The sequence below is a fragment of the Salmonella sp. SAL-020 genome (assembly GCF_017372215.1).
Taxonomy (GTDB): domain Bacteria; phylum Pseudomonadota; class Gammaproteobacteria; order Enterobacterales; family Enterobacteriaceae; genus Salmonella; species Salmonella enterica.
Genome location: NZ_CP071690.1, coordinates 4,600,012 through 4,615,468, shown reverse-complemented (window position 1 = coordinate 4,615,468; position 15,457 = coordinate 4,600,012). Strand labels below are relative to the sequence as shown.

Here is a 15,457-nt window from a genome sequence, read left to right as displayed (position 1 = left end):
GATGGCGGAATCTCAACCACTGTCAGTCGCGCCGGAAGGGGCGGAGTATCTGCGCGCGGTGCTACGCGCGCCAGTATACGAAGCGGCGCAGGTGACGCCGCTGCAAAAAATGGAAAAGCTCTCGTCACGTCTGGATAACGTTATTCTCGTCAAACGCGAAGACCGGCAGCCGGTACATAGCTTTAAGCTGCGCGGCGCTTACGCGATGATGGCCGGATTGACCGAAGAACAAAAAGCCCACGGCGTGATTACCGCGTCGGCGGGGAACCATGCACAGGGCGTGGCGTTTTCCTCCGCGCGGCTTGGCGTGAAGTCTCTGATCGTCATGCCAAAAGCAACGGCGGATATTAAAGTCGATGCGGTACGCGGTTTTGGCGGCGAAGTGCTGTTGCACGGCGCTAATTTTGATGAAGCGAAAGCGAAAGCTATTGAACTGGCGCAGCAGCAGGGTTTTACCTGGGTGCCGCCGTTTGATCACCCAATGGTGATCGCCGGGCAGGGCACGCTGGCGCTGGAGCTGCTTCAGCAGGATTCGCATCTCGATCGTGTCTTTGTGCCGGTTGGCGGCGGCGGCCTGGCGGCGGGCGTAGCGGTACTGATCAAACAATTGATGCCGCAAATCAAAGTGATTGCCGTCGAAGCGGAGGATTCCGCCTGCCTGAAAGCGGCGTTGGAAGCCGGTCATCCAGTGGATCTCCCGCGCGTTGGGTTATTTGCTGAAGGCGTGGCGGTAAAACGCATCGGCGACGAAACCTTCCGCCTGTGCCAGGAATATCTCGACGACATTATTACAGTCGATAGCGACGCTATCTGCGCGGCGATGAAAGATCTGTTTGAAGATGTGCGTGCGGTGGCGGAGCCGTCCGGCGCGCTGGCGCTGGCGGGGATGAAAAAATATATCGCCCTGCACAATATTCGCGGCGAACGCCTGGCGCACGTCCTTTCCGGCGCCAACGTCAACTTCCACGGCTTGCGCTATGTGTCTGAACGCTGCGAGCTGGGGGAACAGCGCGAAGCGTTACTGGCGGTGACCATTCCGGAAGAAAAGGGGAGCTTTCTCAAATTCTGCCAGTTGCTTGGCGGGCGTATGGTCACCGAATTTAACTACCGTTTTGCCGACGCGAAAAATGCCTGTATTTTTGTCGGCGTACGCGTCAGTCAGGGGCTGGAGGAGCGAAAAGAGATTATCACCCAACTGTGCGACGGCGGTTATAGCGTAGTGGATCTCTCCGACGATGAAATGGCGAAGCTGCATGTGCGCTATATGGTCGGCGGGCGTCCATCCCATCCGCTACAGGAACGCCTCTACAGCTTTGAATTTCCGGAGTCGCCCGGCGCGTTGCTCAAATTCCTGCATACGCTTGGCACGCACTGGAATATTTCGCTATTCCATTACCGCAGCCACGGTACCGATTATGGCCGCGTGCTGGCGGCGTTCGAGTTAGGCGATCATGAGCCGGATTTCGAAACCCGGCTGCATGAGCTGGGCTATGAATGCCATGATGAGAGCAATAACCCGGCGTTCCGGTTCTTTCTGGCGGGTTAATTCAGCGTTTAGTTTTTCAGGCCCACAAAGTAAAGTGGGCCTGATATCCAGATATGATCTTCCCTCAGTTATTGGGCTTTTCTGCCAGCCCGGAGCATCCACTCATTTAATTTTGCGAGACGTTTTCCAGAAGGCGCCCAATCTGCTTGTGGTGAAACTCGGCTCACCATATCGTTAGCACCGCCATCATTTGCACCTGTTAAAAGCAATGTATAAAATTTTATACACAAGGGTGTTATGTTACTCACCCGAGCTCTCTCCAATGAAAAAGAAATTCGATGGGTGGGATCTTCTCTGGAGGATCTCCTGGCTTTTCCCATAACGGTACGTAAAGCAGTCGGTTATCAGCTTCACAAAATTCAGTATGGAATTGAACCCGATGACTGGAAACCGTTTTCAGAAATTGGGGCTGGGGTAAATGAAATTCGTATTCGTGACAACAATGGTATCTATCGCGTTATGTATGTCGCTAAGTTTGAAGAAGCACTCTACGTTTTGCATAGTTTCCAAAAACAGACGCAACAAACCAGTCAGCATGATAAAAACATCGCCAGAACGCGTTATAACCGGGTGGTGCAACAACGGAGAAACAGCTTGTGATTGCCAAAACTGATAGTGATATTCGCCATGTGACGCCATCTGGCGGTAATGTTTTTGCTGATTTGGGGTTTCATAAGCAGGACGCAGAAAAGTTTTACGCTGATTCCCTGAATGAAATCGAAAACACGTTAGCCATTAAACAACAGCTAATGGAAGAAATTACCCTCTGGATTACGCAAAACCAGATGAAGCAAGCCGAGGTTGCTACAGTTTTGCATATATCCCGACCGCGCGTTTCGGATGTCGTCAACAAGAAATGCAGCAAATTCACCATTGATGCTCTGGTGAATATGCTTAGCCGTATTGGGAAGCCTGTTCGGGTAATGGTAGGGCCGTAAAACTAATTCGGTAAAATCTTCCAGAACGCATCAATTAGCGGCTCATGCAGCCGCTTTTTTTGCGCGCAGACGCCGAGTTCAAACGGCGTTTTTTCATCGCTGCGTTCTAAAATCATCACCCGGTTGCGCACTGGCTCCGGGCTGTTTTCCAGCACCACTTCCGGCAGCAGCGCCACGCCGCAGCCCAGCGCCACCATTGAGACCATCGCTTCGTGACCGCCGACGGTGGCGTAAATCTGCGGATTGCTGATTTTATGCCGGCGGAACCATAGCTCAATGCGACGGCGTACCGGCCCCTGGTCGGCCATGATAAACGGCACCGTCGACCAGTCTGGCTTGTCGACCGAAACCTGATTACGCACTGGGCAGGGCAGCGCCGGGGCGATCAGCACCACTGCCAGATTCTCCAGCATCGAAAACGCCACCGCACCGGGCAGCGTTTCCGGCTTACCGGCAATCGCCAGATCGGCCTCGCCGGTGACCACTTTGTCCATGGCGTCGGCGGCGTCGCCGGTGGTGAGCTTAATTTCCACCGAGGGATGTTCGGCGCGGAAGCGGTCGAGGATCGGCGGCAGATGACTGTATGCCGCGGTCACCGAGCAGAAAATATGCAGTTCGCCGGAAAGGGATGGCCCCTGCTGATCGAGGGTATGGCGCAACTGCTGATATTGCAAAAGCGTCTGTTGGGCAAACACTCGCAGCTCTTCACCCGCTTCGGTCAGCGTGACCGTGCGGTTATCACGCACAAACAGCGGCTGGCCGAGATCTTCTTCCAGCCGCTGAATCTGCCGGGAGAGCGTGGAGGGGCTGACGTGCATCGCCCGCGCGCTGCGGCCAAAGTGGCGGCTTTCCGCCAGATGCAGGAAGGTTTTTAGATCGCGTAAATCCACAGACAGACCTCCGGTTTTTGACGTTGCATAAACCGCAACATAACGTTGTGAATATATCAATTTCCGCAATAAATTTCCTGTTGTAATGTGGGTTCATTCGCACAGATAGCAATCTGTAAACCGAACAATAAGCGCGACAACACAACATCACGGAGTACACCATCATGGCTAACTACTTTAATACACTGAATCTGCGCCAGCAGCTGGCGCAGCTGGGTAAATGTCGCTTTATGGGCCGCGACGAATTCGCCGACGGCGCGAGCTACCTTCAGGGTAAAAAAGTGGTCATCGTCGGCTGTGGCGCTCAGGGTCTGAACCAGGGCCTGAACATGCGTGACTCCGGTCTGGATATTTCCTACGCCCTGCGTAAAGAAGCTATTGCTGAGAAGCGCGCCTCCTGGCGTAAAGCGACCGAAAACGGCTTCAAAGTAGGCACCTACGAAGAGCTGATCCCGCAGGCTGACCTGGTGGTTAACCTGACGCCGGACAAACAGCACTCCGACGTTGTACGTTCTGTACAGCCGCTGATGAAAGACGGCGCAGCGCTGGGCTACTCCCACGGCTTCAACATCGTGGAAGTGGGAGAGCAGATCCGTAAAGACATCACCGTGGTGATGGTGGCGCCGAAGTGCCCGGGGACCGAAGTGCGTGAAGAGTACAAACGTGGTTTCGGCGTGCCGACGCTGATCGCCGTTCACCCGGAAAACGATCCGAAAGGCGAAGGCATGGCGATTGCTAAAGCCTGGGCGGCGGCCACCGGTGGTCACCGTGCGGGCGTACTGGAATCTTCTTTCGTGGCGGAAGTGAAATCCGACCTGATGGGCGAGCAGACTATTCTGTGCGGTATGCTGCAGGCCGGTTCTCTGCTGTGCTTCGACAAGCTGGTGGCAGAAGGCACCGACCCGGCATACGCGGAAAAACTGATTCAGTTCGGCTGGGAAACCATCACCGAAGCGCTGAAGCAGGGCGGCATCACCCTGATGATGGACCGTCTGTCTAACCCGGCGAAACTGCGTGCTTACGCGCTGTCCGAACAGCTGAAAGAGATCATGGCGCCGCTGTTCCAGAAACACATGGATGACATCATCTCCGGCGAATTCTCTTCCGGCATGATGGCTGACTGGGCGAACGACGATAAGAAACTGCTGACCTGGCGTGAAGAGACCGGTAAAACCGCGTTCGAAACCGCACCGCAGTTTGAAGGTAAAATCGGCGAGCAGGAGTACTTCGATAAAGGCGTGCTGATGATCGCGATGGTGAAAGCGGGCGTTGAGCTGGCGTTCGAAACCATGGTCGATTCCGGCATCATCGAAGAATCCGCTTACTACGAATCACTGCACGAACTGCCGCTGATCGCGAACACCATCGCCCGTAAGCGCCTGTACGAAATGAACGTGGTTATCTCCGATACCGCAGAATACGGTAACTACCTGTTCTCTTACGCTTGCGTACCGCTGCTGAAACCGTTTATGGCGGAATTGCAACCGGGCGATCTGGGTAGTGCTATCCCGGAAGGCGCGGTAGACAACGCACAGCTTCGCGACGTGAACGACGCGATTCGTAGCCATGCGATTGAGCAGGTAGGTAAGAAACTGCGCGGCTATATGACGGATATGAAGCGTATTGCGGTAGCGGGTTGATATACCTTGTCGGGTGGTGCTAGCGCTTACCCGACCTACAAAATCAAGCAGACGATGTAGGCCGGGTAAGGCGTAGCCGCTACCCGGTTTTTTATTTGCGATACAATACTTTAATGATGTGGTAACCGAACTGGGTATGCAGCGGGCCGGTTGGCTCCAGTACCGGGCAGGAAAAGACTACTTTATCGAATGCCGGAACCATCTGGCCCTGACGAAATTCGCCTAAATGACCGCCTTTTTTACCGGATGGGCAGATAGAATGCTTCTTCGCCAGCTTCTCAAAATCGCCGCCGTTTTTAATTTGCTCCAGAAGATCTAAAGCCAGTTTCTCTTCTTTTACAAGGATATGCAGTGCTGCTGCCATTTTTGCCATTATTGTGTTCTCACGTCGCAAAGATTGGCCGTCACTTTATCACTCCTTAGGCCGTCAGACATATACTCTTCGCCATTACAGGACAGATGTCCCGCCTGATTTAATGAACTGGGAGATAAGCGGCATTTTTAGCAGGCGTATTTCGGATGTGCGGGACGGCGGTCCTGTCCTTTCTGACAAGGGGCGAGATACCATGAACATAATGAAAAACGCAGAATTTCCAGACGACTGGCTTTTAGGGCTACGCCAGGTCGTACGCGACCCAGTGCTCTATGAATTACTCAAATACTGCCCGTTGGAAATCATGCAGTACAGGGCGTTTATGCGATGTCGCTTGAGTATGTTCTGCTGACGGCGATCGCGCTAATGGGTTCTTTCAGTTGGATCAAGAGCGCACAGCGTAATGGCTATACGCCGCTTGCCGCCAGAGCCTGCTGATTGACCTTTTCCAGGCTGCCTGAAAAAGCAGCCTGGTCTTCTCTGGGCCTCGCTTTCTGCTACAATCCCTCCCCCGTTCGAAGATTGAGCACTATTCCCATGCGTTTAAATCCCGGCCAACAACACGCTGTCGAATTCGTCACCGGACCCTGCCTGGTGCTGGCAGGAGCGGGTTCTGGTAAAACTCGCGTAATTACCAATAAAATCGCCCACCTGATCCGCGGATGCGGCTATCAGGCCCGGCATATTGCGGCGGTGACGTTTACCAACAAGGCAGCGCGTGAGATGAAAGAACGCGTCGGGCAGACGCTCGGCCGTAAGGAAGCGCGCGGTTTGATGATCTCCACCTTTCATACGCTAGGGCTGGATATTATTAAGCGCGAGTACGCTGCGCTGGGGATGAAATCGAACTTTTCATTGTTTGACGATACCGACCAGGTCGCCTTGCTCAAAGAGCTGACCGAAGGCCTGATCGAAGACGACAAGGTTCTGTTGCAACAGCTGATCTCCACGATCTCCAACTGGAAAAACGATCTCAAAACGCCTGCACAGGCAGCGGCGGGGGCGAAAGGTGAACGCGATCGTATTTTTGCCCACTGCTACGGGCTTTACGACGCCCATATGAAGGCATGCAACGTTCTCGATTTTGATGATTTGATTTTGCTGCCGACGCTGCTGCTGCAACGCAATGACGAGGTGCGCGAGCGCTGGCAGAATAAAATTCGTTATCTACTGGTGGATGAATATCAGGATACTAACACCAGCCAGTATGAGTTGGTTAAGCTGCTGGTTGGGCAACGCGCGCGCTTTACGGTCGTAGGCGATGACGATCAGTCTATCTACTCCTGGCGCGGGGCGCGTCCGCAAAACCTGGTGTTACTGAGCCAGGACTTTCCGGCGCTGCAGGTGATTAAACTGGAGCAAAACTATCGTTCTTCGGGCCGCATCCTGAAAGCGGCGAATATTCTCATCGCCAACAATCCGCACGTCTTTGAAAAGCGCCTCTTTTCCGAACTCGGTTACGGCGCGGAACTCAAAGTGTTAAGCGCAAACAATGAAGAGCATGAAGCTGAGCGCGTTACCGGCGAACTGATTGCCCATCACTTTGTGAACAAGACCCAGTACAAGGATTACGCCATTCTGTATCGCGGGAATCATCAGTCGCGGGTATTTGAAAAATTCCTCATGCAGAACCGCATTCCGTACAAAATTTCCGGCGGCACCTCATTCTTCTCCCGTCCGGAGATTAAAGACCTGCTGGCCTACCTGCGGGTGTTGACCAACCCGGATGATGACAGCGCTTTCCTGCGCATCGTGAATACGCCAAAACGCGAAATCGGTCCGGCCACGCTGCAAAAGCTGGGTGAATGGGCAATGACGCGTAATAAAAGCCTGTTTACCGCCAGCTTTGATATGGGGCTTAGCCAAAAGCTGACCGGGCGTGGTTACGATTCATTGACGCGTTTTACCCACTGGCTGGGGGAAATCCAGCGTCTGGCCGAACGCGAGCCTGTCGCCGCCGTGCGCGATCTCATCCACGGTATTGACTATGAATCCTGGTTGTACGAAACCTCGCCGAGCCCCAAAGCGGCGGAAATGCGTATGAAAAACGTTAACCAGCTCTTTAGCTGGATGACTGAGATGCTGGAAGGCAACGAACTCGATGAGCCGATGACGCTCACCCAGGTGGTTACACGCTTTACGCTGCGCGATATGATGGAGCGCGGCGAGAGCGAAGAAGAGCTGGATCAGGTACAGTTGATGACGCTTCATGCGTCGAAAGGACTGGAATTCCCGTATGTCTATATGGTGGGAATGGAAGAAGGATTTTTGCCGCATCAAAGCAGCATTGACGAAGACAATATTGAGGAAGAGCGTCGGCTGGCCTATGTCGGGATCACTCGTGCGCAGAAAGAGCTCACCTTTACATTATGTAAAGAGCGCCGTCAGTATGGGGAACTGGTGCGCCCGGAACCCAGTCGCTTCCTGTTAGAACTGCCGCAGGATGATTTAATCTGGGAGCAGGAGCGCAAAGTGGTAAGCGCTGAGGAGCGAATGCAAAAAGGGCAAAGTCACCTGGCTAATCTGAAAGCCATGATGGCGGCAAAGCGAGCGAAATCGTAGGCCGGATAAGCGAAGCGTCATCCGGCAATCAAACTACGGTTAGCGAACGTCCAGCGGCCAGTGTACATAGCTTTGCCACTGGCTTTCCTGATCAATCAACTCTTTACCCAGCGGGTGATGTGCCAGCCAGTCGCCAGGCAAGGTTAACGTCAGATTTTCATTTAGCGCCTGTAGCGTAATTTCTGGTACCAGATCGTCACGACGGCGACCGGCAAAAAGAATCGCCAGTCGCAGCAAACGGCATAGCTGTTCCGCAACACGGGGCGGTACCGCGTTTTGCTGATGAAGCGAAGAGAGATCGACCGGATTGGTCTGATTCAGTAAGAGGGTGGCGAGCAATTTTTTCTGCGCGGGCGTATAGCCAGGCAGATCCAAATGGCGTACTAAATAGGCGGCATGATAGGGCGCCTGTTTAAAATCAACGCTCAGACCGATCTCATGCAACTGGCAAGCGCTAAGCAACAGTTCACGACTGATAGGCTCAATATGCCAGGCATTTTCTACCTGTTTGAGGAAGTTATCTGCCAGCTTCGCCACGCGATTTGCCTGATCGGTATCGACGATAAACCGACGCTGAATGTTTCGCAGCGTGCGGCTGCGGATATCCTGATCTACCGCCAGATGCAACATCCCATACACCAGCCCTTCGCGTAACGCGCCGCCTGCCAGCGTCATGCTCTGGATGTTCAGCTCGGTAAATATCGCGATCAGAATAGCCAGCCCGCTTGGGAAAACCAGCGCGCGCTCCAGCGTCAGGCCTTCGATTTCCAGCTCTTCCAGACGCCCGCACTGTATCGCGCGTTGTTTTAGCTGCTGCAGTTTGGCGAGCGTAATGCGCTCGTCCATCCCCTGCGCCATCATGATTTCCTGCAATGCCTGTACGGTGCCGGAGGCACCCACGCAGACCTTCCAGCCATGAAAACGCAGTTCATCGGCGACCGGACGCAGTACATCGCGCGCGGCCTTCTCCGCATCATCAAAGTTTTCTTGCGCCAGATTACGATCGCTAAAATAGCGTTCAAGCCACGTTACGCAGCCCATCGACAGGCTAAATAGCGACGTGGTTTGCGCGCCAGTGCCGGTAACCAGTTCAGTGCTGGCGCCGCCGATATCCACCACCAGTCGCTGATCTGCGCCGCCGGTGGTATGAGCGACCCCCTGATAAATCAGCCGCGCCTCTTCTTCGCCGCTGATAACCTGCACCGGACAACCAAGGATAGTCTGCGCTTTCGCGATAAATTCACCCGCATTGACGGCGAGACGCAATGTTGCGGTGGCAACCACGCGGATTTGCGGCTGCGGGATATCCTGCAAACGTTCAGCAAACAGACGCAGGCATTGCCAGCCGCGTTCCATCGCTTCGGCTGAAAGGTGGTTGTCGTTGTTCAGACCCGCGGCCAGACGCACCTTACGTTTTATTCGGGTCAGCGTCTGGATGCTTCCCGCCGCCTCGCGCACGACCAGCATATGAAAACTATTGGAACCGAGATCAATGGCGGCATACAACGAGGTGGAATTCATACACTTCATCCTTCAACCTGTATCCGTGTTGGCTGCGTACTCTCCCCTGAATCATTTACTAAAGTAAGCTCATCGGGATTTGTTTTCTTGCCGCCTTGATACAGGCTAATTGATTTTGTGTATGGCATAACTTTTCTTAACCTGAACGACGACGATTACGCGGAGCGCCAGCGCGGCGCGGACCATTGCCAGGACGCGAACGCGTCAGACGCAACGGCTTGGGCAGATCGTTCATGAGCGCTTCCGGATTGTATTTGCTGACCGGAATCGAGTGGCCGATATAGCTCTCAATGGCGGGCAGATTCAGCGCATACTCTTCGCAAGCCAGGCTGATGGAATGCCCGCTGGCGCCAGCGCGACCGGTACGACCGATACGGTGAACATAGTCTTCACAATCGTCTGGCAGATCGTAGTTAAAGACGTGCGTTACGGCGGGGATATGCAACCCGCGCGCCGCGACATCGGTCGCCACAAGAATATCCAGATCGCCGCGGGTGAACTCATCCAGAATCCGCAGGCGCTTTTTCTGCGCGACGTCGCCGGTCAGCAGACCAACACGATGGCCATCTGCCGCCAGATGTCCCCAGATATCTTCGCAACGATGCTTGGTGTTGGCGAAAATAATGGCGCGATCCGGCCACTCTTCTTCGATCAGCGTTTGCAGTAAACGCATTTTCTCTTCATTAGAGGGGTAGAAAAGCTCTTCTTTAATGCGGTGGCCGGTCTTTTGCTCCGGTTCCACTTCAACATATTCGGCGTTGTTCATCTGTTCAAACGCCAGCTCGCGAACCCGATAAGACAGGGTGGCGGAGAACAACATGTTCAGACGCTGCGCAGCCGGCGGCATACGGCGGAACAGCCAGCGGATATCTTTAATAAAGCCCAAATCGTACATGCGATCGGCTTCATCGAGTACGACGACCTGAATGGCGCCGAGGTTAATGTGATTTTGTTTGGCGTAGTCGATCAGTCGGCCCGTCGTACCAATAAGAATATCAACGCCGCTTTCCAGCACTTTAAGCTGCTTGTCGTAACCATCGCCGCCGTAAGCCAGGCCTAATTTTAAGCCTGTCGCTTGCGCCAACGGCTCCGCGTCTGCGTGAATTTGTACGGCTAATTCACGCGTCGGCGCCATGATCAGCGCGCGCGGCTGGTTCACCTTGCGATCGTCGATCGCGGGATGAGAAAGTAAATAATGAAACGTTGACGTCAGAAACGCCATCGTTTTCCCGGTACCGGTTTGCGCCTGCCCTGCAACGTCACGACCCGCCAGCGTTAGCGGAAGGGCCAGTGCCTGAATGGGCGTACAATTATAAAACCCTTTTTTTTCAAGGGCTTCAACCACCTGTGGGTGCAGGGCGAAGTCGGAAAACTTCTGTTCTGTTAAATGTGTTTTGCTCATAGTGTGGTAGAATATCAGCTTACTATTGCTTTACGAAAGCGTATCCGGTGAAATAAAGTCAACCTTTGTTGGCGAAGTTAACATCAGCACCTCGTTGGTTAATGCTACACCAACACGCCAGGCTTATTCCTGTGGAGTTATATATGAGCGATAAAATTATTCACCTGACTGACGACAGTTTTGACACGGATGTACTCAAAGCGGACGGGGCTATCCTCGTTGATTTCTGGGCAGAGTGGTGCGGGCCGTGTAAAATGATCGCTCCGATTCTGGATGAAATCGCTGACGAATATCAGGGCAAATTGACCGTTGCCAAACTGAACATTGACCAGAACCCAGGTACTGCGCCTAAATATGGCATCCGCGGTATTCCGACTCTGCTGCTGTTTAAAAACGGCGAAGTGGCGGCAACCAAAGTAGGCGCACTGTCTAAAGGTCAGTTGAAAGAGTTTCTCGACGCCAATCTGGCGTAATACCTTTTATACGTCGAATGACAAAGGCGCTGTATAGTCAGGCGTCTGTCATTCGACGAATGATTAAGGTATCAGGCAGTTTCGTGGCGTCTGTTGTCCTTACGTTATTCTTAAATTGTCAGGATCTCTGGACGCCCGGTCTGAGTCGTGCTAAGTTAGTATTGACTTCGAATTAAACATACCTTATTAAGTTTGAATCTGGTTTTATCCGTCACTTCCCGTTTTTTCTCGCACGAGAAGTGGAAAGATTCCTGGCTCTTCGCTCATTCCGTCTTGTCGTTTCAGTTCTGCGTACTTTCCTGTGACCAGACAGCGAACAGACATGAGTTGATAGCCGTAAACAGGCATGGATGACCCTGCCATACCATTCACAACATTAAGTTCGAGATTTACCCCAAGTTTAAGAACTCACACCATTATGAATCTTACCGAATTAAAGAATACGCCGGTTTCTGAGCTGATCACTCTCGGCGAAAGTATGGGGCTGGAAAACCTGGCCCGTATGCGCAAGCAGGACATTATTTTTGCCATCCTGAAGCAGCACGCAAAGAGTGGCGAAGATATCTTTGGCGACGGTGTGCTGGAGATATTGCAGGATGGATTTGGTTTCCTCCGTTCTGCAGACAGCTCCTACCTCGCCGGTCCTGATGATATCTACGTTTCCCCCAGCCAAATCCGCCGTTTCAACCTCCGCACTGGTGATACCATTTCTGGTAAGATTCGCCCGCCGAAAGAAGGTGAACGCTATTTTGCGCTGTTGAAAGTTAACGAAGTTAACTACGACAAACCGGAAAACGCCCGTAACAAAATCCTCTTTGAGAACTTAACCCCGCTGCACGCAAACTCTCGTCTGCGTATGGAGCGTGGTAACGGTTCTACCGAAGACTTAACGGCGCGCGTTTTGGATCTGGCTTCGCCGATCGGTCGCGGCCAGCGCGGTCTGATTGTCGCGCCGCCGAAGGCGGGTAAAACCATGCTGCTGCAGAACATCGCGCAGAGCATTGCGTATAACCACCCAGACTGCGTGCTGATGGTGCTGCTGATTGACGAACGTCCGGAAGAAGTGACCGAGATGCAGCGTCTGGTGAAAGGCGAAGTGGTTGCCTCTACCTTTGACGAACCGGCATCCCGCCACGTTCAGGTTGCCGAAATGGTTATCGAGAAGGCGAAACGTCTGGTTGAACACAAGAAAGACGTTATCATCCTGCTCGACTCCATCACCCGTCTGGCGCGTGCCTACAACACCGTGGTGCCGGCTTCCGGTAAAGTATTGACCGGTGGTGTGGACGCTAACGCCCTGCATCGTCCGAAGCGTTTCTTCGGCGCGGCGCGTAACGTGGAAGAGGGCGGTAGCCTGACTATCATCGCGACGGCGCTAATCGATACCGGTTCCAAGATGGACGAAGTTATCTACGAAGAGTTTAAAGGCACCGGTAACATGGAGCTGCATCTCTCGCGTAAGATCGCTGAAAAACGTGTCTTCCCGGCTATCGACTACAACCGTTCCGGTACCCGTAAAGAAGAGCTGCTCACCACTCAGGAAGAGCTGCAGAAAATGTGGATCCTGCGTAAAATCATCCATCCGATGGGTGAAATTGACGCGATGGAATTCCTCATTAACAAACTGGCGATGACCAAAACTAATGACGACTTTTTCGAGATGATGAAGCGCTCATAACCTGGTCTTTACCTGAAAACGCCACGTTTTTACGTGGCGTTTTTGTTTTGCGATTCATCCTGGCGTCATGTCATATAAACTGGTCATCGGGATATGCGCTACAGAGTAACACCATGCACAATACACATTGTTTGCGGTAAAAAGTGTAATGTTCTAACAGGTCTCTTCTAGGAGCTGGCGTAACGCATTATACTTTAAGGAAATGATATATGCTGAGAGCACATACACTGTGAAGTTACTCACCGCTTTATCTGAGCTAATCAGTATTTTTTTATTCACGACCATTTTTATTTTTCTTGCGCGAAAAGTAGCCATAAAAATTGGTTTAGTGGATAAACCAAACTTTCGTAAACGACATCAGGGCGTTATCCCATTAGTCGGCGGGATTTCTGTGTTTGCAGGAATCTGCTTTATGTTTGGCCTCTCGGATTACTACATACCGCACTTATCGCTATATCTTATTTGCGCTGGTGTATTGGTTTTTGTTGGTGCGATGGATGACCGTTTTGATATCAGTGTAAAAATTCGTGCTGTGGTTCAGGCTGTTATTGCGGTTGTAATGATGGTTATCGCAAAACTTCACTTAGGTAGCCTTGGTTACATCTTTGGGCCTTGGGAGTTAGTGCTTGGCCCCTTTGGCTATTTCCTTACTCTGTTTGCGGTATGGGCGGCGATCAACGCTTTCAATATGGTGGACGGTATTGACGGCCTGCTGGGTGGGTTATCCAGCGTCTCATTTGCGGCGATGGGGCTGATTTTATGGTTTGATGGTCAGACTAGTCTGGCAATGTGGTGCTTTGCCATGATCGCCGCGATTCTGCCTTACATTATGCTTAATCTCGGTATTTTGGGGCGGCGTTATAAAGTCTTTATGGGCGATGCCGGTAGTACACTGATTGGCTTTACCGTCATCTGGCTTTTACTGGAAACGACGCAGGGGAAAACTCACTCTATCAGCCCGGTTACCGCGCTATGGATTATCGCTATTCCATTGATGGATATGGTGGCGATTATGTATCGCCGTCTGCGTAAAGGGATGAGCCCCTTTTCCCCTGATCGCCAACATATTCATCATTTGGTTATGCGAGCAGGGTTTACTTCCCGCCAGGCATTTGTTCTTATTACGCTCGCAGCGGCGATTCTGGCGGGAGTAGGCGTAACGGCAGAATACTCTCATTTTGTTCCTGAATGGGTTATGTTGGTGCTCTTTTTGCTAGCATTCTTCCTCTATGGCTACTGCATTAAGCGGGCCTGGAAGGTGGCGAGATTTATTAAGCGTGTGAAGCGTCGCCTGCGCAGGCAACGTGAGAACCGGCCAAACTTAACCAAGTAAATGAGGATACGATGACACAACCATTACCGGGGGCACGCGCGGTGAGCGCTGAAAATGAACTGGATATTCGCGGGTTGTTTCGTACTTTATGGGCTGGCAAATTCTGGATTATCGGCATTGGCCTGCTATTTGCCCTTATCGCGTTAGCCTATACCTTTTTTGCTCGTCAGGAGTGGAGTGCGACGGCGATCACCGATCGCCCAACCGTAAATATGTTGGGCGGTTATTACTCCCAGCAGCAGTTTCTGCGCAACCTGGATATTAAGACCGATCCTGCTTCTTCTGATAAGCCCTCGGTGATGGATGAAGCGTATAAAGAGTTCATCATGCAACTTGCCTCCTGGGATACGCGTCGCGATTTCTGGTTACAGACGGACTATTACAAGCAGCGAATGGTCGGGAATAGCAAAGCTGATGCGGCGATGCTTGATGAACTGATCAATAACATACAGTTTACGCCCGGCGATTTTACACGCGCCATCAACGACAATGTGAAGCTGATTGCTGAAACTGCGCCGGACGCCAATAATCTGCTGCGTCAGTATGTCGCATTCGCCAGCCAGCGGGCGGCGAGCCATCTGAATGATGAATTAAAAGGTGCCTGGGCTGCGCGTACCGTGCAGATGAAAGCCCAGGTCAAACGGCAGGAGGAGGTTGCGAAAGCGATCTATTCGCGTCGTGTAAACAGTATTGAGCAGGCGCTCAAAATTGCGGAACAACATAATATTTCTCGTAGCGCGACGGATGTCCCGGCGGATGAATTACCGGACTCAGAGCTTTTTTTACTCGGTCGCCCTATGTTGCAGGCGCGTCTTGAAAATCTGCAAGCGGTTGGCCCTGCGTTCGATTTGGACTACTTTCAAAATCGGGCAATGTTGAATACGCTTAATGTGGGGCCGACCCTGGACCCTCGTTTTCAGACCTATCGTTATTTGCGTACGCCGGAAGAACCGGTAAAACGTGATAGCCCACGCCGAGCCTTCCTGATGATCATGTGGGGTATCGTTGGGGCGCTAATCGGTGCGGGCGTTGCCTTAACCCGTCGCCGCACGATTTAGCAACACCTCTGCAGTAGGGGGCTGGGCCCCTACTGTCTATTCG

The 15,457-nt window shown here is 52.6% G+C and carries 14 protein-coding genes and 2 pseudogenes; 12 read left to right on the top strand and 4 right to left on the bottom strand.

Going from position 1 to position 15,457, the window contains the following annotated elements; translation table 11 throughout:
* Position 1 precedes the first annotated feature (1 nt).
* The 3 genes from ilvA (at position 2) to J1G48_RS22305 (ending at position 2,484) form a co-directional block, all read left to right on the top strand.
* A complete protein-coding gene (gene ilvA / locus J1G48_RS22315) occupies positions 2-1,546 on the top strand; it encodes a threonine ammonia-lyase, biosynthetic (RefSeq protein WP_001675060.1) in 1,545 nt (514 codons plus the stop codon).
* Between the two features lie 282 nt (positions 1,547-1,828).
* Positions 1,829-2,146, top strand: coding sequence for a type II toxin-antitoxin system RelE/ParE family toxin (locus J1G48_RS22310; RefSeq protein ID WP_000535852.1), 318 nt, complete (start codon positions 1,829-1,831; stop codon positions 2,144-2,146).
* Positions 2,143-2,484 carry a helix-turn-helix domain-containing protein gene (locus tag J1G48_RS22305; RefSeq protein ID WP_000560824.1) on the top strand — a complete coding sequence of 114 codons (342 nt, stop codon included), beginning with the start codon at positions 2,143-2,145 and terminating at the stop codon, positions 2,482-2,484. Before J1G48_RS22310 ends, J1G48_RS22305 begins: the two co-directional genes overlap by 4 nt.
* A 2-nt stretch (positions 2,485-2,486) precedes the next feature.
* Here the strand turns inward: J1G48_RS22305 and ilvY are convergent, their stop codons facing one another.
* Complete coding sequence (ilvY, locus tag J1G48_RS22300; RefSeq protein ID WP_000365797.1) at positions 2,487-3,374, bottom strand: HTH-type transcriptional activator IlvY; 888 nt, start codon at positions 3,372-3,374, stop codon at positions 2,487-2,489.
* A gap of 164 nt (positions 3,375-3,538) precedes the next feature.
* Here ilvY and ilvC point away from each other — a divergent pair, with 164 nt between their 5' ends.
* Entirely contained in the window at positions 3,539-5,014 is a 1,476-nt protein-coding gene (gene ilvC, locus J1G48_RS22295; RefSeq protein WP_000024943.1) for a ketol-acid reductoisomerase, read from the top strand.
* A gap of 91 nt (positions 5,015-5,105) precedes the next feature.
* Here ilvC and ppiC read toward each other — a convergent pair whose 3' ends face one another.
* Entirely contained in the window at positions 5,106-5,387 is a 282-nt protein-coding gene (gene ppiC, locus J1G48_RS22290; protein WP_001096806.1) for a peptidylprolyl isomerase PpiC, read from the bottom strand.
* A 193-nt stretch (positions 5,388-5,580) separates the two neighbouring features.
* Here ppiC and J1G48_RS23605 point away from each other — a divergent pair.
* The 3 genes and pseudogenes from J1G48_RS23605 to rep all read left to right on the top strand — a co-directional run.
* Positions 5,581-5,697: pseudogene (locus J1G48_RS23605) on the top strand (Crp/Fnr family transcriptional regulator); the annotation flags it as partial.
* Positions 5,673-5,825, top strand: a pseudogene (locus J1G48_RS22285) (nicotinamide riboside transporter PnuC); the annotation flags it as partial. The pseudogenes J1G48_RS23605 and J1G48_RS22285, both read left to right, overlap by 25 nt.
* Positions 5,826-5,924: 99 nt before the next feature.
* Positions 5,925-7,949, top strand: a complete 2,025-nt coding sequence (gene rep / locus J1G48_RS22280) for a DNA helicase Rep (RefSeq protein WP_001238842.1) — start codon at positions 5,925-5,927, stop codon at positions 7,947-7,949.
* 39 nt (positions 7,950-7,988) lie between these two features.
* Here rep and gppA read toward each other — a convergent pair whose 3' ends face one another.
* Both gppA and rhlB read right to left on the bottom strand, forming a co-directional pair.
* Entirely contained in the window at positions 7,989-9,470 is a 1,482-nt protein-coding gene (gene gppA / locus J1G48_RS22275) for a guanosine-5'-triphosphate,3'-diphosphate diphosphatase (protein ID WP_001089447.1), read from the bottom strand.
* Between the two features lie 136 nt (positions 9,471-9,606).
* Entirely contained in the window at positions 9,607-10,872 is a 1,266-nt protein-coding gene (rhlB, locus tag J1G48_RS22270; RefSeq protein ID WP_000047525.1) for an ATP-dependent RNA helicase RhlB, read from the bottom strand.
* 143 nt (positions 10,873-11,015) lie between these two features.
* Between rhlB and trxA the strand changes: the two genes are divergently transcribed.
* The 5 genes from trxA (at position 11,016) to wzzE (ending at position 15,414) form a co-directional block, all read left to right on the top strand.
* Positions 11,016-11,345: a thioredoxin TrxA gene (gene trxA, locus J1G48_RS22265; protein WP_001280776.1), complete on the top strand. Its 330-nt coding sequence runs from the start codon at positions 11,016-11,018 to the stop codon at positions 11,343-11,345.
* A 247-nt stretch (positions 11,346-11,592) separates the two neighbouring features.
* On the top strand, positions 11,593-11,676 hold the full coding sequence (locus J1G48_RS23490; RefSeq protein ID WP_134820045.1) for a rho operon leader peptide: 84 nt from the start codon (positions 11,593-11,595) through the stop codon (positions 11,674-11,676).
* Positions 11,677-11,763: 87 nt separating this feature from the next.
* Complete coding sequence (rho, locus tag J1G48_RS22255) at positions 11,764-13,023, top strand: transcription termination factor Rho (RefSeq protein ID WP_001054532.1); 1,260 nt, start codon at positions 11,764-11,766, stop codon at positions 13,021-13,023.
* A gap of 229 nt (positions 13,024-13,252) precedes the next feature.
* Positions 13,253-14,356, top strand: coding sequence for a UDP-N-acetylglucosamine--undecaprenyl-phosphate N-acetylglucosaminephosphotransferase (wecA, locus tag J1G48_RS22250; RefSeq protein WP_000771937.1), 1,104 nt, complete (start codon positions 13,253-13,255; stop codon positions 14,354-14,356).
* A gap of 11 nt (positions 14,357-14,367) precedes the next feature.
* Positions 14,368-15,414 (top strand): ECA polysaccharide chain length modulation protein, encoded by a 1,047-nt coding sequence (gene wzzE, locus J1G48_RS22245; RefSeq protein WP_000193413.1) that lies wholly within the window; start codon positions 14,368-14,370, stop codon positions 15,412-15,414.
* The last annotated feature ends 43 nt before the right edge of the window (positions 15,415-15,457 follow it).